This window comes from Mongoliimonas terrestris (assembly GCF_001927285.1).
Lineage (GTDB): Bacteria > Pseudomonadota > Alphaproteobacteria > Rhizobiales > Pleomorphomonadaceae > Chthonobacter > Chthonobacter terrestris.
Genome location: NZ_MSIG01000007.1, coordinates 50971 through 71308 on the forward strand (window position 1 = coordinate 50971; position 20338 = coordinate 71308).

11 protein-coding genes are annotated in these 20338 nt (G+C 73.1%); 8 read left to right on the top strand and 3 right to left on the bottom strand.

From position 1 onward, the window contains the following. Positions 1 to 18 precede the first annotated feature (18 nt). From glgB to BUQ68_RS23075, 3 genes are read right to left on the bottom strand one after another with little or no spacing between them, the layout of a single operon-like run. Entirely contained in the window at positions 19 to 2232 is a 2214-nt protein-coding gene (glgB, locus tag BUQ68_RS11940) for a 1,4-alpha-glucan branching protein GlgB (protein ID WP_075216205.1), read from the bottom strand. Next, complete coding sequence (gene treS, locus BUQ68_RS23070) at positions 2232 to 5555, bottom strand: maltose alpha-D-glucosyltransferase (RefSeq protein ID WP_075216206.1); 3324 nt, start codon at positions 5553 to 5555, stop codon at positions 2232 to 2234. The genes glgB and treS overlap by 1 nt, the downstream gene beginning before the upstream one ends. 3 nt (positions 5556 to 5558) lie before the next feature. After that, positions 5559 to 8846 carry a maltotransferase domain-containing protein gene (locus tag BUQ68_RS23075; RefSeq protein ID WP_075216207.1) on the bottom strand — a complete coding sequence of 1096 codons (3288 nt, stop codon included), beginning with the start codon at positions 8844 to 8846 and terminating at the stop codon, positions 5559 to 5561. A gap of 349 nt (positions 8847 to 9195) precedes the next feature. Between BUQ68_RS23075 and BUQ68_RS11955 the strand changes: the two genes are divergently transcribed. The 8 genes from BUQ68_RS11955 (at position 9196) to cheB (ending at position 20321) form a co-directional block, all read left to right on the top strand. Beyond that, a complete protein-coding gene (locus BUQ68_RS11955; RefSeq protein ID WP_083656522.1) occupies positions 9196 to 10110 on the top strand; it encodes a diacylglycerol/lipid kinase family protein in 915 nt (304 codons plus the stop codon). Positions 10111 to 10430: 320 nt separating this feature from the next. Then, positions 10431 to 12041 carry a putative bifunctional diguanylate cyclase/phosphodiesterase gene (locus BUQ68_RS11960; RefSeq protein ID WP_075216208.1) on the top strand — a complete coding sequence of 537 codons (1611 nt, stop codon included), beginning with the start codon at positions 10431 to 10433 and terminating at the stop codon, positions 12039 to 12041. Positions 12042 to 12220: 179 nt separating this feature from the next. Next, complete coding sequence (locus BUQ68_RS11965) at positions 12221 to 12736, top strand: chemotaxis protein CheW (protein WP_075216209.1); 516 nt, start codon at positions 12221 to 12223, stop codon at positions 12734 to 12736. Further along, positions 12733 to 14451: a CheR family methyltransferase gene (locus tag BUQ68_RS11970; RefSeq protein ID WP_075216210.1), complete on the top strand. Its 1719-nt coding sequence runs from the start codon at positions 12733 to 12735 to the stop codon at positions 14449 to 14451. The genes BUQ68_RS11965 and BUQ68_RS11970 overlap by 4 nt, the downstream gene beginning before the upstream one ends. Further along, complete coding sequence (locus tag BUQ68_RS11975) at positions 14448 to 15011, top strand: chemotaxis protein CheW (RefSeq protein ID WP_075216211.1); 564 nt, start codon at positions 14448 to 14450, stop codon at positions 15009 to 15011. The genes BUQ68_RS11970 and BUQ68_RS11975 overlap by 4 nt, the downstream gene beginning before the upstream one ends. Positions 15012 to 15017: 6 nt before the next feature. Continuing rightward, entirely contained in the window at positions 15018 to 16694 is a 1677-nt protein-coding gene (locus BUQ68_RS11980; protein WP_075216212.1) for a methyl-accepting chemotaxis protein, read from the top strand. A gap of 13 nt (positions 16695 to 16707) precedes the next feature. After that, a complete protein-coding gene (locus BUQ68_RS11985) occupies positions 16708 to 19236 on the top strand; it encodes a hybrid sensor histidine kinase/response regulator (protein ID WP_083656524.1) in 2529 nt (842 codons plus the stop codon). 47 nt (positions 19237 to 19283) lie between these two features. Beyond that, positions 19284 to 20321: a chemotaxis-specific protein-glutamate methyltransferase CheB gene (cheB, locus tag BUQ68_RS11990; protein ID WP_075216213.1), complete on the top strand. Its 1038-nt coding sequence runs from the start codon at positions 19284 to 19286 to the stop codon at positions 20319 to 20321. Positions 20322 to 20338: the final 17 nt, after the last annotated feature.

The following is a 20338-nucleotide window of genomic DNA, read 5'->3' on the forward strand; positions in this document are numbered from 1 at the left end:
ACCGGGACGGGCGGGATGTCAGGCGGGCTTCAGCCAGACCGTGGCGAGCGGCGGCACCGTGAGGGCGAGGCTCTGCGGATGGCCGTGGGCCGGGATGGGTTCGCTCTCCCGGCCGCCGCCGTTGCCGAGGCCGGACCCGCCGTAGGCGGCCGCGTCGGTGTTGACGATCTCCCGCCAGAAGCCCGGCCGCGGCACGCCGATGCGGTAGTCGTGGCGCGGCACCGGCGTGAAGTTGGAGACCGCCAGCACCGGTCCGCTCCCCTCCGCCGTGCCGGCTGCCGGCGGGTTGCGCAGGAAGGCGAACACGGAATTCTCCCGGTCGTCGCCCACCGCCCAGGTGAAGCCGGCCGGCTCCGCGTCGGTCGCGTGGAGCGCCGGCTCGGCCGTGTAGAGCCGGTTGAGGTCGCGCACCAGCGCCTGGATGCCCGCGTGGCCCGGGTCGTCCAAAAGGTGCCAGTCGAGCGAGGCGTCGTGGTTCCACTCCCGCCACTGGCCGATCTCGCAGCCCATGAACAACAGCTTCTTGCCCGGATGGGCCCACATGAAGCCGTAGTAGGCCCGAAGGTTCGCCCGCTTCTGCCACGGGTCGCCCGGCATCTTGTTGAGGAGCGAGCCCTTGCCGTGCACCACCTCGTCGTGGCTCAAAGGCAGCATGAACTTTTCCGACCAGGCATAGACCATGCCGAAGGTCATGCTGTCGTGGTGCCAGCGCCGGTTGATCGGATCCTCCTCCATGTAATGGAGGCTGTCGTGCATCCAGCCCATGTTCCACTTGTACTGGAAGCCGAGGCCGCCGGCTTCCAGCGGCGCCGACACGCCCGGCCAGGCGGTGGATTCCTCCGCGATGGTCATGGCGCCGGGGTTGCGGTCGCGCACGATGCCGTTGAGGTGCTTCAGGAAGTCCACCGACTCCAGGTTCTCCCGGCCGCCGTACTTGTTCGGCACCCACTCGCCGGCCTTGCGGGAATAGTCGCGGTAGAGCATGGACGCCACCGCGTCCACCCGCAGGCCGTCGATGTGCCATCGCTCCAGCCACTCGCAGGCGCTCGCCAGCAGGAAACCCCGCACCTCGTTGCGGCCGAGGTTGTAGATGAGGGTGTTCCAGTCCTGGTGATAGCCCTCGCGCGGGTCGGCGTGCTCGTAGAGCGGGGTGCCGTCGAAGCGGACGAGGCCGTGGGCGTCGGTCGGGAAGTGGGCCGGCACCCAGTCGAGGATCACGCCGACGCCGGCCGCGTGGCAGCGGTCGACGAAGCGGGCGAAGTCCTCCTGCCGGCCGTAGCGGCCGGTCGGGGCGAACAGGCCGAGCGGCTGATAGCCCCAGGAGCCGCCGAACGGATGCTCCATAATGGGGAGAAGCTCCACATGGGTGAAGCCCATGCCGGCCACGTAAGGCACCAGCCGGTCGATCATCTCGTCCCAGTCCAGGCTGCGGCCGTCCACCATCAGCCACGACCCGGCGTGGATCTCGTAGACCGAGATGGGCGCGTCCGGCCGGTGGCGGGCGGCGCGCCCCTCCATCCAGGCCTGGTCGGTCCAGGCGTAGGCCTCCGCGCGCGCCACGATGGACGCGGTGGCGGGCGCCGCCTCGCTCGCCCGTGCCATCGGGTCCGCCTTCTGCGGCAGCACCTGGCCGTCCGGGCCGGTCAGCTCGAACTTGTAGCGCTCGCCGACGCCGACGCGCGGCACGAACAGCTCCCACACGCCCGCTTCGGCGCGCAGCCGCATCGGGTGGCGGCGGCCGTCCCAGCTGTTGAAGTCGCCGATCACCGACACGCGCCGGGCGTTCGGCGCCCACACGGAAAAGCGGGTGCCGGCAACGCCCTCCACGGCCATCGGCTGGGCGCCGAGCACCCGGCCGAGCTCATAGTGGTTGCCCTCGGCGAAGAGGTGCAGGTCGAGTTCGCCGAGGAGGAGGCCGAAGCTGTAGGGGTCCTCGGTCTCCTGCACGGCGTCCGGCCAGCGCACGTGGAACACGTAAGGTCCCCCGCGCGACAGCGGCCCGGCGAAGAGGCCGGCCGGGTGCACCAGGCCGAGCGTGCCGAGGCTGTCGCCGCCGCCGCGCGCCCGCACCTCCACGGCGTCGGCGCCGGGAAAGAAGGCCCGCACCAGCGGCGTGTCGCCGATCGGATGCGGCCCGAGCAGGCTGAAGGGGTCGCCGTGACGGGCGTGGACGAGCGCGTCCACCGCGTCCGGGTTGAGGCCGGTGGCGGGGTCGAGCGTGGTCGTCGCCATCAGGTCTGTCCTTTCTCTGAAAGCAGGCGGCCGGCGATGGCGGCAAGGCCGCGGAGCGGAATGGCGAGCCATTTCGGCCGGTTGGCGGCCTCGTAGCGCACCTCGTAGGCGACCTTCTCCAGGCGGAAGAGCTCCAGGAGCGCGCCCTCGGCGTCGGCACCCACCCATGGGTGCTCCGCCTCGGCGAGCGCCGACCGGTAGCCGCCCAGCACCGCCGCCTCCGCGTCGGCGCGGAAGCGGTCGAGGAGGGCGTCGCGCCGGTCGCGGACCACCGGGTTGGCGTCCTCGTCCGGCAGCGGCACGGTGGCGGCCGCATAGTCGAGCGAACGCAGGAGCCCGGCGACGTCGCGGATCGGGCTCGATTTCGACCGCCGGTCGTCGAGCGAGCGGGCCGGCTCGCCCTCGAAGTCGATCAGGAAGGCGTCGCCTTGCGCCACCAGGATCTGGCCGAGGTGGAAGTCGCCGTGGATGCGGGTGGCGAGCGCGCCGCGGCCCGCCTCCGCCAGCCGGTCCACCGCCGCCTCGATGGCGGCCCGGTCGGCGAGCACCCGGTCGATCGCCGCCTTCAGGCCTTCGTCCTCGCCCGCGTCTTGGGCCGCGAGCACGTCGAACGCGCCGGAGAGCTGGCCGCGGGCGCTGTCGGCGATCGCGGCGATCTCCGCGTCCCCCATCACCACCGGCGCGAAGGCCGGGTCGTCGGAGGGTCGGGCGAGCACCGCGTGCAGTTCGCCGAGGCGGCGGCCGAGCACGCGGGCAAAGCTCGCCGCGCTCTCGAACACCCCGTCGGCCCGTCCGCCGGAGGGCGGCGCGCCGCCGTCGCCGGCGTTGGCGCCGGTGAGGAGCGCGTCCTCCATGGCTCGCTTCAGGGTCTCCATCATCCAGGTCCAGGCGTCGCCCTGGTTGCGGATGAAGCCCTGCACCACGATCAGCATGTGGCAGGTGCCGTCGCCGTCGAAGCGCGCCACCGATCCGATCAGCGGCGCCGTGTTGGCATAGCCCGCCTCGGTCAGGTGGCGGGTCATCTCCACCTCCGGGTGGATGCCCCCGAAGGTGTGGCGCACCACCTTCACCACCACCTTGTCGCCGAGGATGAGCGAGGAGTTGGACTGCTCCGCCGACAGCCACTTGATCTCCGCGTCGGCCGGGATGTCGAGACCCTCCACCCGGCTCGTCGGCATGAAGCGGATCTCGCCGCCGTCCGCCGCCACCGTGGTCTTCAGGCCGAGATGGCGGATCACGCCGCGGGCGAGCGCCTCGCCGGAGAAGGCGTCGGTGAGGAAGCCCACCTTGCGCACCTGCCGCACCCGGGCGAGCGCCAACTGCTGGGGCAGCGGCGGCGCGTTCGCCTCCTCCCAGGAAATCTCCAAGGGCATCAGGTAGTGCTCGGTGCGGTCGGGCAGCGCCGCCTCGATGTCGGCCAGCACGACCCCGGTGTCCGGGATGGCCGCGAGCCCCGCGATGCGGGCGCCCGCAAGCGCCTCGTTCTTGGCCCCGAACCAGCGCCGCATGGGCAGGTAGGCCGGCAGGATCTCGCTCTCCAGCACCTTGCGGTGCTTGGCCTCGGCGATCTCCTCGATGCCCTTGCGAAGGACCAGCGTGGTGAACTCCGGCAGCTGCTGCGGCGCCGTCACGTGCCAGGCGGGCTGTGCCGCCTCGGTCATCAGCTCGAACCAGTAGAAGCCGTAGGGCGGCAGGGTCAGCAGATAGGTGAGCTGGCCGATCGGCGGGAAGGGCGATCCGCCGGTCATCTCCACCGGCACCCGGCCGGCGAAGGCGGAGAGGTCCAGCTCCACCGCCTGCGGCGTCCGCGACAGGTTGACCACGCAGAGGATGGTCTCCTCCCCGTGCTCGCGCAGATACGCGAGGATCTTGCGGTTGCCCGGGTAGAGGAAGCGCAGCGTGCCGCGGCCGAACGCCTGCCGCTGGCGCCGGAGCGCCAGCATCCGCCGCATCCAGTTGAGAAGCGAGTGCGGGTCGCGGCTCTGGGCCTCCACGTTCACGGCCTCGAAGCCGTAGAGCGGGTCCATGATGGACGGAAGCACCAGGTTGGCCGGGTCCGCGCGCGAGAAGCCGCCGTTGCGGTCCGGGCTCCACTGCATCGGCGTGCGCACCCCGTCCCGGTCGCCCAGGTGGATGTTGTCGCCCATGCCGATCTCGTCGCCGTAATAGATGACGGGCGTCCCCGGCATGGAAAGGAGCAGCGCGTTCATCAGCTCGATGCGCCGCCGGTCCCGCTCCAGGAGCGGCGCCAGCCGTCGGCGGATGCCGAGGTTGATGCGCGCCCGCCGGTCGGCGGCGTAGAAGTTCCAGAGGTAGTCGCGCTCCTGGTCGGTCACCATCTCGAGCGTCAGCTCGTCATGGTTCCTGAGGAAGATCGCCCACTGGCAGCTCTCCGGGATCTCCGGCGTCTGCCGCATGATGTCGGTGATCGGGAAGCGGTCCTCCTTGGCGATCGCCATGTACATGCGCGGCATCAGCGGGAAGTGGAACGCCATGTGGCATTCGTCCTCGTCGCCGAAATACTCCTGCGTGTCCTCCGGCCACTGGTTGGCCTCGGCAAGCAGCATCCGGTCCGGATAGTGCGCGTCGAGCTCGGCGCGGATCTTCTTCAGGACCTGGTGGGTCTCCGGCAGGTTTTCGTTGTTGGTGCCCTCCCGCTCGACCAGATACGGGATGGCGTCGAGCCGGAGCCCGTCCACCCCGAGGTCCAGCCAGAAGTGCATCACGTTGAGGACGGCTTTCAGCACCTGCGGGTTGTCGAAGTTGAGGTCCGGCTGGTGGCTGTAGAAGCGGTGCCAGAAATAGGCACCGGCCACCGGGTCCCAGGTCCAGTTCGACTTTTCCGTGTCGAGGAAGATGATCCGCGTCTCCGGATACTTCTGGTCGCTGTCCGACCAGACGTAGAAATTGCGGTGGTTGGAGCCGGGCTTGGCCTGCCGCGCCCGCTGGAACCAGGGGTGCTGGTCGGAGGTGTGGTTGATGACGAGCTCGGTGATCACCCGCATGCCGCGGGCGTGCGCCTCGCGGATGAAGCGCTTGGCGTCCTGCATGGTGCCGTAGTCGGACGACACCTCCTTGTATTCGGCGATGTCATAGCCGTCGTCGCGCCGCGGCGACGGGTAGAAGGGCAGGATCCAGATCGTGTTCACGCCGAGGCTGGCGATGTAGTCGAGCTTGGCGATCAGCCCCTGGAAGTCGCCGATGCCGTCGTTGTTGCCGTCGAAGAAGGACTTCACGTGAAGCTGGTAGATGACCGCATCCTTGTACCAGAGCGGATCGTGCCCGATCGTCGTGGTCGAGGTCGGTTTGGTGCCGTCCGCCATGGATCAGCTCTCCTTGGACGCGTCGACGCGCCAGATGGAATAGGGAAGGTCGTGGGGGTCGAGGCGCAGGCGCTGGACCTTGCCCTGCCAGGTGGTGCGCTGGCCGCGGACGAGGTCCTCCACGGCGAGGCTGCCGTGGTCCGGCCGGTTCCACTCCCACAGGGGAATCTCCACGTCCGCCTCCTGCACCGCGTGCGGGTCCAGGCTGACGGCGACGAGGAGCACGTTGTCCCGTGACGGGGTCGCCTTCTGGAACCACAGCACGCTGTCGTTCCAGGCGGCCAGGAAGGTGATGCCGAGGTGGCTGTGGAGGGCCGGGTTGTCGCGCCGGATCCGGTTCAGCCGGGTGATCTCGGGGATGATGTTGCCCGGCCGGGTCCAGTCCCAGGCGCGGATCTCGTACTTCTCGCTGTCGAGATACTCTTCCTTGCCCGGATAGGGTCGGCCCTCGCAGATCTCGAAGCCGTTGTACATGCCCCACAGGCCCGACATGGTCGTGGCGAGGGCGGCCCGGATCAGGTGGGCGGAGCGCTCGGAGGTCTGCAGCGAGGCGGGGTTGATGTCCGGCGTGTTGACGAAGAAATGCGGCCGGAAATACTCCTTCAGCGGCGTCCGGGTCAGCTCCGTCAGGTATTCGGTCAGCTCCTGCTTGGTGTTGCGCCAGGTGAAGTAGGTGTAGCTCTGCGAGAAGCCCACCTTGGCGAGGCGCGCCATCACCTTCGGGCGGGTGAAGGCCTCGGCCAGGAACACCGCGTCCGGATGGCGGGCGCGCACGTCGGCGATCAGCCACTCCCAGAACGGGAAGGGCTTGGTGTGCGGGTTGTCCACCCGGAAGAGCCGCACCCCCTCGTTGACCCAGAACAGCACCACGTCGCGCAGCGCCACCCACAGCGACGGGATGGCGCCGTCCGCGTAGAAGTCGACGTTGACGATGTCCTCGTACTTCTTCGGCGGGTTCTCCGCGTAGCGGATGGTGCCGTCCGGGCGCCAGTCGAACCAGTCCGGGTGCTCCTTCAGCCACGGGTGGTCCGGCGAGCACTGGATGGCGAAGTCGAGCGCGAGCTCCAGGCCGTGGTCGGCGGCGGCCGCCACCAGCCGGCGGAAGTCGTCGAGCGTGCCGAGCTCCGGATGGAGGGCGTCGTGCCCGCCCGCTTCCGAGCCGATCGCGTAGGGGCTGCCCGGGTCGTTCGGCCCGGCCTTCAGCGTGTTGTTGCGGCCCTTGCGGTTGGTCCGGCCGATCGGGTGGATCGGCGGGAAGTAGAGCACGTCGAAGCCCATGTCGCGCACCCGCGGCAGCTGGGCGATCACGTCGTCGAGGGTGCCGTGCCGGTTCGGATCGCCGCTCTGGGAGCGCGGGAAGAGCTCGTACCAGGCGGCGAAGCCGGCGCCGGTGCGCTCCGCGTCGAGCGGCAGCGGCGGCTCGTGGTGCACGCGGAACGGCTTGCGGTCGGCTTCTCCCATCAGGGCGACGGTCTCGGCCGACAGGAAGGCGGCGATGCGTTCGCTGTCCGGGCCGTCGGTGACGCGGCCGAGCAGCGTGCCGAGCCGCGACTTCAGCGGTCCGTCCTCGGTCTCCTGGTGGGTGCGCGCCACGAGGCGCCGGCCCTCCTCCAGCTCCAGGCCGACCGCAATGCCGGCCGCGTGCTTCTTCGAAAGTTCGTTGTGGAAGGTCGCGAAGGCGTCCCGCCAGGCTTCCACCGTGAACTCGTGGCGGCCGAGCCGCTCCAGCGGCAGGTCGGCGCCCCAGCGGTCGTTGCCGAGCGGCTTCATGCGCACCTCGCGCCAGGCCTCCTCGTCGGCGGTCCGCCAGAGGAGGGCGGCGGCGAGCTTGTCGTGGCCGTCGCCGATCAGGTCGCAGGTGACGCGGACCACCTCGCCCACCGTCCGGCGCACCGGAAAGCGCCCGCCGTCCACCGACGGCGCGATCGCCTCGATGGCGAAGCGCGGCGCGGCGGTCGCCGTCGTCACGTCCGGCACGGCGCCCTCGCGGGTGAGCAGGATGGGCTCCAGCGCGTCGCCCTCCAGCACCCGCACGTCGGCCGGGCCGAGCGGGATGGCGCTGTCGAGGCTGAGGGCGGTGGTGCCGGCGATGTCGAGGAAGCGCTGGAAGCGGCCGCCGGTGTCGGTGAGGAACTGGTCCGCGTCGGCGACGGCGCCCCGGCGGGTGTCCGGGTTGACCAGCACCAGCCGCGCCTTCCCGGCCCGGCGGATGTCCGGCGCGTCGGTACGCAGCACAGCCGTCACCGGGGCGGCGGCGCCCGTCAGCACCCGCATCTCGGCGCACGCGAAGGTGCCGTTGGAGCGCGCGACGAAGGCGTTGGCGGCGGCGATCTCGTCGGAGAGGTCGACGGCCGCGCCGGTGCGCAGGCGCTCGAAGGCGGCCGGCGACCCGGAGAGCGGCGACAGGGGCTCGCTCGCCCCGTATTCGAAGCCCATCGGCACCATCAGGCCGTCGCCGAGGGCGGCGGCGAGCCAGAGGGCGCGTCCGGCCAGCCGGCGCGTCTCCTCCTCGCCGGCCGCCTCGGCGGCGAGCCGCTTGCCGAACGGCGCCTCCGGAAAGGCGATCGACGGGGCGAGGCGGCGGTGCACGTCGTTCTCGTCGACGAGCCAGGGCGCGCGGGCGTCCCACCAGCGCAGCGACGAGAAGACCGCGTCGAAGCCCGCCCCCTCCAGCGCGTGCCGCGCCGCGAAGCTGAGGCCCGGCGTCACGGCGAGGAAGCCGCAGTCCGGCGCGCGGGTCCTGACCGCCTCGATCAGCGCCCGCCAGCGGTCCGCCGGCACATGGTGCGGGTCGACGCAGCGAAAGCCCGCGATGCCGACGGCGGCGAGCCGGGCGAGCCGGTCGGCCAGATGCTCGAACCAGCCGTCCGCGTCCCGGTCGGGCGGCAGCACGGCGGCGCCCCGGTCGGCCGGCTCGATCCGCGGGTCGAGCCCGTCCGATCGCCCGGCGCCGCGAAAGCCGTAGCGCTCGGCGAGCGGCCCGTCGGCCGCCACCCGGTCGGCCACAAGGTCGACGAAGAGGGCGAGCCCGCGCGCCCCGGCCGCTTCGGCAAGCCGCGCGTGCCCGTCCTCCGCCGGCCCGTCGTGGCCGAGCGCCGGGTTCAGCCGCGTGTCGTCGGCGGTCAGGAACACGTTGCCGGCCGCGCCGGGCGCCAAGAGGGGTGCCGTCGCCACCGCGTCGAACCCCATGGCGGCGGCGCGGTCGAAGTGGCCGTCGAAGGCCGGGAGATCGCCCACGTGGAGCGGATGGAGATAGTAGAGCCGGTGCCGTTCAAGCCGTTCGTCTCGCATGGACCGTCCGTCGCTGAAGGGTCGGAAAGGCGGGTGGCCGTCGCCGGCCGTCGATCGGTGAACCGCCCGCGCGACGGGTTTGTTCCGGCCTTCGGGAGGGTGAGTCCGGCCGGCCGCTTCCGCCGGTTGCGCGTCCGGGTCCCTTGCCGTCCAGGCCTCTCGCCGGCCGAACGCGCCCGGCGCCCCGGGCCGTCCGGGCGTGCCGGTCGTCCCCGGAGGAGGGTCGCGGAGAGGGTGTCGGCGCGTTCGAACCAAAGCCGCCCGGCCGGGTTACGCCTTCTGTCGAGGGAGCCGCGGGTCGTCGGCGTGTCCCGTCGTGGCGGCGCGCCGACCCCGCCGGAGAGATCGCTTGCGCATCAAGGTGTTTTTGAACCGCCACAGCGGCACCATGCGGACCCTCGGCGTGGAGGCGGCCGAACGGGTGATCGTGCCGGAACTGGAGCGGGCCGGGCACGCGGTCAGCGTGGAGGGCGTCACCGGACAAAGCCTCGCCGAGCGGCTCGACGGTCTCGCCGACGCCGCCCGCCGGGGCGTCGCGCCGGTGGATTGGGTTGTGGTCGGCGGCGGCGACGGCAGCGTCAACACGGCCGCGGCGCGGCTTGCCGGCACCGGGCTTGCCCTCGGCATCCTGCCGCTCGGCACCATGAACCTCTTCGCCCGCAGCCTCGGCATGCCGCTCGACTTCACCGCCGCCGTGGCGGCGATCGGGCGCGCGGAGCCCCGGCCGGCGGACCTTGCCGAGGTCAACGGAATCCCCTTCGTCCACCAGCTGGGGTTCGGCGTGCAGCCGCGCATGGCGCGCCTGCGCCGGCACGGCCCCGTCAAGGGCCGGCCCGGCAAGCTCCTCGACACCGCCCGGGCGCTGATCCAGGTGTTCCGTCGGCCCAAGGTGCTGCACCTCGGCCTGACCGTGGACGGCACGACCCGCACGGTGGCGGTCACCGGCCTCGTCGTCTCCAACAGCCTCTACGGCGACGGTCACCTGCCCTACGCGGACGATCCGGCCGACGGGCGGCTCGGCATCTACACGTCCACCTCCAAGGCCTGGGGCGAACTCGTCGGGCTCACCACCGCCATCGTGCGCGGCACCTGGAAGGAGAGCCCGCACGTCACCGTGGCGGAAGGCCGCGACCTCGTCATCGAGGGGCGGCGCGGCCACATCGCCGCCACCATCGACGGCGAACTCGACCGCCTCGCCCTGCCGGTCCGGGTCACCAAGCGGCCGGGCGTCCTGCGCGTGCTCGCGGTCGCCCCAGATTTCTGAAGCGGGAGCGATGTCCTGCCGGCCTGACGATCCCGTCAGGTCGGAAAGCGCTCCAGGGCGACAATCTCCGGTTCACCATTCGCCATTGTGTGATTTGCGGCACGAAGCTGCGGGCCGGCGCATTATTGTAACATTCAGATATACCGATGCTTAGTTGCCGGGAGGCGGTCGCAGAGGTGGCCGCAGTGGTTCGCTCGTGCCCGGTGGGTCATGGTTCAAACGACACAGGCATGCATTCCTTCCCCGCCCGACGGCGGTCGGCCGCGCCTGATCCGGGCGGCGGACCGGCGCGCCGGACCGGCACCGTCCGAGGGACCGTCATGCTAGGCCGCCTCACCCGTCGGGGCGCCGCGCCGGCCGGATCGACCGCCGGCAGCGGCCTTGTGGAACTCCTCAGCATCGCCGGCATCTGCGCGGTGCTGATCTCCGCGGAGTTCCGCTACGGCCTCCTCAGCGGCATCGCCGCGACGGTCTCCACGGCCGTGCCGTTCGGCAACACCCTGATCGTCGCCGCGGTTGCGGCGCTCTGGGTCGGCATGGGCACGTTCAGCGTCCGGCGCCGGGTGGAGCTCTCCTCCGTCTTGGCCGATCGCGAACGCCTGAAGTCCGACTACGAAGCCCACAAGATCACCGACACCGCCACCGGGCTGCCCAACACGCTCGGCTTCAACGCCTATCTGACGGACCTCCTGGAGACCGACCGGCCGGACGTCTTCGTCACCCTGATCGGGGTCGAGATCGGCAACCTCACCCTCATCCGCGACGTGCACGGCGCCGCCGTGGAAGCGGCGGTGGAGCTTGCCATCGCGGACCGCCTGGTCACGCTCCTCGGCGCCGGCGATTTCGCCGCCCGCGGATCGGGCAGCACCTTCTACGTGGTCACCAGCGGCCCCGGGGACGTCTCCGTCGCGGCCGCCGACCGGATCGTCGCCGACCTCATCGAGACCTTCCGCCTCGGCCTCACGGTCGGCGCCGCCGCCATTCCGGCCAAGCTCCATGTGGGCACCACGGCGGCCCGCGCCGGCGCGATCGGGGCGGAGCGCCTCGTGGAGCAGGCCGACCTCGCCATCCACCACAGCCGCCGCAAGGGGCCGGGCGCGGTGTCGGCCTTCGACGCCGACATGAAGGTGGCGCTGGAACACCGGGCGATGATCGAGACCTCGCTCGCCGGGGCCTTGAGGGCCAACGAGATCGTCCCCTATTTCCAGCCGCTGATCGACCTTTCCCGCAACAAGGTGTCCGGCTTCGAGGTGCTGGCCCGCTGGACCCACCCGACCGTCGGGGCCATCTCGCCGGCCGTCTTCATCCCGATCGCCGACGAGATCGGCGTCCTCGGCCCGCTCACCCTCGACCTCCTCGGCAAGGCCTGCAAGGCGGCCGAGGGCTGGGGCGACGACATCAAGCTCGCCGTCAACGTGTCGCCGACGGCGCTGCGCAATCCCGCCTTCATGGACGGCTTCCGCGACGTGCTGGAGGCCTCGCGCTTCGATCCGCGCCGCCTGGAGGTGGAGATCACCGAGAACGCCTTCATCGAGGAGGTCACCGGCCTCGACAAGGTCATCGCCGGGCTGAAGAGCGATGGCATCTCCATCTCCATCGACGACTTCGGCACCGGCTATTCCAGCCTGCACCGCCTGCGCATGCTGCCGTTCGACAAGATCAAGATCGACCAGTCCTTCGTGAAGGACATGATGAACAACGCCGACAGCCGGCGCATCGTGGAGGCCATCATCTCGCTCGGCCAGAGCCTCGGCCTGCCGACCACCGCCGAGGGCATCGAGGCGGAGAGCAACCGCTCGCTCCTGGAACGGCTCGGCTGCACGATCGGCCAGGGCTACCTGTTCGCCCCGGCCATGCCGGCCGCCGAAGTGCCGGATTTCCTCGCCCGCTACACCCGCGAGGGCGTCGCCGTCCTGCGCCGCACGGCCTGAAGCCCGCCGGCGGATCCGCGCCGCACGGCCTGATGGCCGCCGGCGTTTCCGCGCCGCACGGCCTGACGCCGCCGGCGGATCCCATGCAGCGCCGGAAATAATCCACTCGCCTTGAGGAACCTGTCGCCGGTCGTCGCGTTCAACGTCACGTCCGCGGTTGAGGTTCATAAAAGGCCATCATGGTGATCGAGCGGCTCTCCGCCGTGCTCTTCCAGGTCGGCGGCACGCGCCTGGCGTTGCCGCTTGCCGGCGTGCGCGAGGTGCTGCCGCTCCCCCATCTGCGCCGTCCGCCCGGCGCGCCGGCGCCGTTCGCCGGCTTCGTCGATCTCGGCGGCCGGGCCCTGCCGGTCGTGCACCTCGCCGCCCTCTTCGAGACCGCCCCCGCCGCCGACCTCGATCCCCCGCCCGCCGTCGACCCCTTGCACGCCCACCTCCTGGTCACCGCCTTTGCCGGCGACCCGGTGGCCTTCCTGGTCGACCGGGTGGACGACGTGGTCACCGTCGGCCCGGTCGAGGCGACGCCGGTGGAGCCGACCGGCACGCTCCACGGCTGCGTCGAGGCGGAGGTCGCCATCGGCGGCCGCCTCGTCGCGCTCCTCGATCCGGCGCGCCTCCTGACCGCCGGCGAGCGCGCCGCGATCGCGGACCTGGAACGGCAGGAGGCGGCCCGCGCCGCCCGCTGGGCGCACGCATGAGCGGCGGCGGGGGCGGGATCGGCGGTGCCGACCGGCCGGTCCAGCCGGACCATGCGGCCGGGTCGCGCGAGGCCGGCTTTCCGGCCCTCAAGCGGCTCATCATCGGGCGCACCGGCCACCACTACTACGAGGACAAGGACGCGCTCCTCGCCGAGCGGGTCGGCGCCCGCCTCAAGGCCACCGGCATTTCGGATCTGGGCACCTACGCCGCCCGCCTCGCCGATCCGGCGGACGGCCCGGCGGAATGGGCCGCCCTCGTCGCCGAGATCACCATCGGGGAGACCTTCTTCTTCCGCTTCGCCGAGCAGTTCGCCGCCCTGCGCGACGTGATCCTGCCGGACATCCTCGCCCGCAACGCCGGCACGCAGCGCCTGCGCGTCTGGAGCGCCGGGGCGGCGACCGGCGCGGAGGCCTATTCCCTCGCCATCCTGGTGCGCGACCTCCTCGGCGACGCGGCGGCCGACTGGCGCCTCTCCATCGTCGGCACCGACATCAACGAGACCTTCCTCGCCAAGGCCCGGGCAGGCGTCTTCAACGGCTGGGCGCTCCGCTCCCTCGGGCCGGACGAGCGCGCCCGCTGGTTCGACCCGGGCCCCGGCCCGGGGCGCTTCACCCTGAAGCGCCGCTACGCCGCCCTGGTGCGCTTCGAGCCGCACAACCTCCTCCATCTCCTCGACGGCACGTCGCCCCTGCAGTTCAGCGACTTCGACCTCGTGCTTTGCCGCAACGTGCTCATCTACTTCCACCCGGATACGGTGGCGGCCCTCGTCCAGGCGCTCGGCCGCACGCTCGCCGACGCCGGCTGGCTGCTGCTCGGCCACGCGGAGATGAACCCGGCCGCGGCCGGCACGGTGACCGCCGTCGACGTCAACGGCACCCTGGTGTTCCGCCGCGCCGACACCGCCGCCGCCCCGCCCCGGACCGCCGCCGTTTCGCCGGCTGCCAGCCCTCCGTTCCATCCGCCGGCCTTCGAACCGTTGGCCCTCGACCCGCCGGCCCCCGCCGCCCGCCCGCCTCTCGCCCCGCCCGTCCTCGCCGCGACCCCGGCGGAAGCCTTGGCCGCGTCCGCGCTCGCCATGGCCGGCGCGGCGGGGATCCGGGCGCTTGACGGCGCCGACGGGGCGACCCTCCTTGCCGCCGCCCGGGCGAGCGCCGACGCCGGCGATCTCGCCGCCGCGCGCGAGGCCTGCCGGACGGGCCAGCGCGACTGGCCCGACACGCCGGCCTTCCATCACCTGGAGGGCCTGGTGGAACGCGCCGCCGGTCATCTCGAAGCGGCCGAGCGCGCCTTCCGCCGCACCCTCTTCCTCACCCGGGACTTCGCCATGGCCCACTACCACCTGGGGCTCACGCTCCTCGATGCCGGCCGCCCGGCGGACGGCCGCCGATCGATCGCCAACGCCGCCCGCCTCGCCGCCGCCGCGCCGGCCGACGCCCTCTTGCCAGACGGCGACGGGCTGACCGCCGGCGGCCTCGCCGCCCTCGCCCGGCACATGCTCGACCGCCCGCCCGGCCACGCGCCGTCTGCCGGTCCGGCCTCCGGCGGCCTGCCGGCCGCAAAACCCACCCTCGGCGGCCTGCCGGCCCCGGGTCCCACCTTCGGCGGCCTGCCGGCCCCGAGTCCCACCTTAGGCGGCCTACCGGCCCCGGGTCCCACCTTAGGCGGCCTGCCGGCCGCTGGCGGCGCCACCCGCCGTCGGGGTCGCCGGCCATGAGCCCGACCGCCCTCGACCAGGACCGCCGCCGCCGGCGGCTGCTCGACGCCCGCACCCGCGATCTCGCCGCCCGGCGGGACGGTCCGGGCGAGGGGCGCGGCGCGATCCGCCCGGCGGATCACCTGCTGGTGGCCGTCGGCAACGCGCTCTACGGCCTGCCGCTCCGGGCCGCGCGCGGCGTCGCCCCGGCAGGGCCGGTGGCGCCGCTCCCCGGCACCCATCCGGCGGTGGCCGGCATCGTCCACCAGGCCGGCCGCTTCGTCGCCGTGGTGGACCTCGCCGCCCTCCTCGGCCTGCCGCCCGGCCCGGCCGACGGGGGCGTCCACGTCTTCCTGAAGTCGGAGCCGCCCGTCGCCCTCGCGGCCGCCGCGGTGGTCGGCACGACCGCCGCCGCCGCGATCTCCGGCGGCGACACCGGGTCCGCGGCCGCGCCGGCCGTCACCGGCCATGCGCGGCTCGACGACCCGGCCCTCAAGGCGAGCGGCGGCGCCGCCACCCTTCTCGACGTGGCGGCGCTGCTGGCGCCCGTCTTCCCCATCCCGCTCGCCCTTGGAGCGTAACGCCTGATGTCCGTCTCGATCGCCAACCGCATTCTCTTCGGCTTCCTGATCATCCTCGCCCTCATGGTGGGGATCGGGGTCTACGCCCTCGGGCAGATCGGCGAGGTGCGCGAGACCACCACCACCATCGTCGCCCGCGACCTTGCGGTGCATCGCCAGCTGGCCGCCGTGTCGGAGGATCAGCACCTGCTCGGCGCCGCCCGCGACCGGGCCGTGCTCGCCCTGGTGGCGCGGGCGTCCGGCCGGACCATCGCCGGCGAGGGCGATCCGATCGCCGACTGGCGGACCCGCCTGGAGCGGGCCGAGACCCGCCTCGCCGACGCCATCACCCAGGCGGACGCCCTCGCGGTCCAGGCGCTCAACCCCCAGCGTGCGAGCGCCTGGCGGATGATCCGCCAGCGGCTCGGCGAGGCCGCCGCCGAGATGCGGCGCCTGCGCGAGGCGACCGAGGCGCAGATCGCCGCCGTTCTGAGGGGCGACGTGGACGCCACGCTGACCGGCGAGCGCGAGGCCTCGCAGGCGCGCGCCGCCGTCGCCCGGCAGATCGCCGCCGCGCGGGAGGACCTGGACGCGGCGGTCGCCGTCGGCCAGAGCCGGGTGGAGACGGTCTACGACGAGAGCCGCCAGTCGATCGCCATCGGGCTTGCAGCCACCGCCGCCCTCGGCCTCGTCATCGCCTTCGCCATCCGCCACTCCATCGTCACGCCGCTCGGCGCCTTCATGGGCTTCGTGGAGAAGATCGGCCGGGGGGATCTCTCCGGCGCGGCCGCGGCCAGCGGACCCGACGAGATCGGCCGGCTCGGGGTGACGCTGAACGCCATGGTGGAGGGCCTGCGCCAGCTCGCCGGCCAGAGCCGGGAGGCGACCGAAAACCTCAACGCCGCCGTCGCCGAGATCCGCGCCTCCACCCAGGAGCAGGCGGCGAGCGTGGAGGAGCAGCTGGCCGCCGTGCAGGAGACCGCCGCCACCGTCGACGAGATCACCCACGCCGGCACCCAGATCGGCAAGCGCGCCCAGGAGGTGATCGCCGCCGCCCAGGCCACCGCCCAGACCTCCAACGCCGGCCTTGCCGCCGTGGAGGAGACCGCCCGCGCCATGGACGCCATCCGCGACCAGGCCGAGGCGGTGGCGGAGAACATCGTCGCCTTGAGCGAGAAGACCCAGGCGATCGGCGAGATCATCACCACGGTGAACGACATCTCCGAGCGCTCGCACCTCCTCGCCCTCAACGCCGCCATCGAGGCGGCGGCGGCCGGCGAGAGCGGCCGAAGCTTCGCCGTGGTGGCGGCCGAGATGAAGCTCCTCGCCGATCAGGCCAAGGAGGCCACCGGACAGGTGCGCTCCATCCTCGGCGACATCCAGCGCGGCATCAATTCGTCGGTCATGCTCACCGAGGAGGCGGTCAAGCGCGTCACCGCCGGCAAGGCGCGCTCGGACGTCACCCAGAAGACCATCGACGAGATCACCCAGCGGGTGCAGGACAGCGTGCACACCTTCCAGCAGATCGTCGCCTCCACCAACCAGCAGCAGCTCGGCATCGAGCAGGTGATGGGCGCCCTGCAGAACATCCGCCAGGCCAGCCAGCAGACCGCCGCCGGCACCCGTCAGCTCGACCAGGCGGCCGGCAACCTCGCGGAGCTCGCCCAGGCCCTCCTCGGCCTCGCCAGCCGCTACCGGCTCTGACGGGGAGGGGCGGGTGAGCGACTTCCAGGCGGAACTGATGGCGGCATTCGACGCGGAGGTGAAGGAGCACCTCGGCGCCATCCGCCGTTCGCTCGACCGGAGCGGCGAGACGTCCAGTGCGGCGGCGAGTGCGGCGGGCGGCGCGGCGGGGGCCGACATGACCGACGTGTTCCGCCGGGCGCACAGCCTGAAGGGCGCCGCGCGGGCGGTCGACAGCGCGCCCGTCGAGGATCTCGCCCACCGGCTGGAGGCCGTGTTCCAGGCCATGCTCGACGGCCATCTCGGCCTCGACCGGCCGCTCCGCCAGGCCATCGACCAGGCGCTCGACGCCATCGAGGGCCACGTGGCCGTCCTCGGCGAGGGCGGCACCCCGGCGGCGACCGCCGCCGCCTCGGCGGTGCTGGAGCCCTGGATCGCCCGCGCCGAGACCGCGGCGGACGACCGGCCGGCGGACGCCACGCCGCCACCCGCCGACGACCCCGTTTCGTCCGGCGACGCCGCCCCCTCCGCCGATCCGCCGCCGGATCGTGACGCCGTCCCCGCCGTCGACGCGTCCCCGCCGCCGCTCTCCCGGGCGGCTTTCGGGCGCGACGCGGCGCCGGCCGGCGACGATGCGGCGACGTCCGCGGCCGGGGAGGGCGCCCCTGGCGCGCCCGGCGGCGCGGACGATCCCGCCGTCGCCGCCGACCCAGCCCCGGCCGATCCCGCCGCCCCCGATCCCGTCCCTCTCGAGTCCGCCGACGCCGTGCTCCGCGTATCGGCCCGCCAGGTGGAGCGGCTCGCCGGCTCGCTCGCCACCGTGCTCGGCGCCGTGGAGGCACGCGGCGGGCTGTCGGCGGACCTGAAGGCGGTCGGCGCCACCGCCCGCGCGCTCGCCCGGACGGTCGACGAGATGCGCCGCCCGGCTGCCGTCCTCACGGCCTTCGCCGCCGAGACCGGCGACGCCGCGGTGCTCTCCGAGGTCCGCCGCCTCGCCGCCCGGCTGAAGGACCTCGACCGCATGGCGGCCCTCCTCCAGGCCGACCTCGGCCGCCTCGCCCAGGCGGACCGGCGCCAGGTGTTCGCCCTGGAGCGCTCCGCCACCCGGCTCGCCGAGGACGTGGAGGGCATCTCGCTCGTGCCGGTGGACAGCGTGCTCGGCGGCCTCGGCCGGATGGTGCGCGACCTTGCCCGCGCCCGCGGCGCCGAGGTCCGCTTCCGCACCGTCGGCTTCGAGGCGCTGGTCGACCGCCGGCTCCTCCAGGCCCTGAAGGATCCCGTCCTCCATCTGGTGCGGAACGCCGTCGGCCACGGCGCCGAACCCGCCGCCGCCCGCACAGCCCTCGGTCGCCCGGCCGAAGTGGACGTGGTGGTGACGGCGACCGTCGGCGGCGGCCGGCTCACCCTCACGGTGGCGGACGACGGGCGCGGGCCGGACCTTGCCCGCATTGAGGCGGTGGCGGTGGAGCGCGGCCTGATCGGCCAGCGCGCGTTCGGCGCCCCGCCGCCCTCGCCGGACCGGTTGCTCGCCCTCGTGTTCGAGGCCGGCTTCTCCACCGCGCAGGCCGTCGACCGGCTGTCCGGGCGCGGCATGGGGCTTTCCGTCGTCGCCGAGGCGGTGCGCCGCAAGCGCGGCCAGGTGGAGCTCCGCGCCCGCCGGCCGCACGGCACCGAGGCGGTGATCGAGGTGCCGCTCGCCGCCGCCCTCCAGTCGGTGCTGATCCTGGTCAGCGACGGCCGTCCCTACGGGCTGCCGAGCCACGGGGTGGAGCGGCTGCTGCGCCTCCCCGTGGAGACCATGCGCACCGTGGAAGGTCGGCCCGCGGTCTGGATCGAAATCGGCGGCCGCGACGTTGTCATCCCGATCGTCACCCTGCCTGAGATCCTGGGTCAGCCTGCCGTGCCGCTCCCCCTCCATGCCGGACACCTTACCGTTGCGACGATCCGACGGGGCGAGCGCCGGCTCGGCCTTGCGGTGGATGCGCTCTCCGACGCCCGCCCCATGGTGGTGAGCGCCCTCGACGGCTTCGGCGCCGACGCCCGGATCGTCTCCGGCGCGGTGCTCGCCGACGGCGGCATGCCGGCGCCGGTGCTCGACGCCGCCGCCCTGGTGGCGCGCTGGGTGGAAGGGGAGGGCACCCGCGGCGCCGCCGGCCTCGGCCTTGCCGACTGGCGCCCGCCAGCGGAGACCCGCGCCAAAACCATCCTCGTCGTCGACGACAGCATCACCACCCGCACGCTGGAGAAGAGCATCCTGGAATCCCAGGGCTACCGCGTCCTCCTCAGCGTCGACGGCCTGGAGGCGCTGCAGCTCCTGCGCGCCGGCGACACCGTGGTCGACCTCGTGGTCGCCGACGTGGAGATGCCCCGCATGGACGGCTTCGCCCTCCTGCAGGCGATCCGCGCCGACGCCCGCTTCAAGACCCTGCCGGTGGTGATGATGACATCCCGCGCCGCCCCGGAGGACGTGCGCCGCGGCCTCGACCTCGGCGCCAGCGCCTACGTGGCCAAGCAGACCTTCGACCAGCGCGACCTCCTCGCCACCATCGGACAGCTGCTGTGAGCGCCCCCGCGTCCCGCCCCCCCGTCCCGCGCCCCCCCGTCCGCGTCATGATCGTGGAGGATAGCGCCGTCGTCCGCCGTCTCCTCGCCCACATCGTCTCGCGCGATCCGCGCCTTGCGGTGGTGGCCGCCGTCGAGACCGCCGAGGAGGCGCTGACCGAGGTGCACCGGGTGCAGCCGGACGTCATCTCCATGGACATCCGCCTGCCCGGCATGGACGGCCTGGAGGCCATCGGCCGCATCATGGCCGAGCGGCCCACCCCCATCGTGGTGATCGCCGACGCGGTGGAGGACAAGAGCCTCGCCATCTCGCTGAACGCCCTCAGGGTCGGCGCCCTCTCGGTGGTGGAAAAGCCCGTCGGCCTCGGCAACGCCCAGTACGAGACGGTGGCCGGCACCATCTGCACCCAGCTCTTCATCATGAGCCAGGTGCCGGTGATCCGCCGCCGCACCCTCGGCCTCCGGCCTCTGCCCCGCCGCGGATCGATCGCCGACCTCGCCGAGCCGTTGGCGGCGCCGAGCGTCGTCGGCATCGCCGCCTCCACCGGCGGGCCGCCGGCGCTCGCCCGGGTGCTCGGCGCCCTGCCGGCGGGCTATCCGCTGCCGGTCCTCGTGGTGCAGCACATGGGCGCGCCCTTCATGGAGGGCTTCGCCGCCTGGCTCGACGGCCTCGTGCCCCTCACCGTGCGCCTCGCCGTCTCCGACGAGATCCCCCGCGCCGGCCACGTCTATGTGGCGCCCGGCGACCGCCACCTCGCCCTCGGCCCGCAGGGCGGCGTCCTCAAGGTCACCGGCGAGCCGCCGGTCGGCGGCCAGCGGCCGTCCGCCAACGTGCTCTTCACCTCGCTCGCCGAGGTGCTTGGCGCCCGCGCCGTCGGCGTCCTCCTCACCGGCATGGGCGAGGACGGGGCGGCGGGCCTTGCCGCCCTCCGCCGCGCCGGCGGCTACACGGTGACGGAGGACGAGAGCACGGCCGTCGTCTACGGCATGCCGGCCGCCGCCGTGCGCATGGGCGGCTCGCGGGTCAGCCTGCCGATCGAGCTCGTCGGCCCGCGCCTCGCCCGGCTCGGCGGAGGCGCCCCGTGACCGACACCCGCGACGCC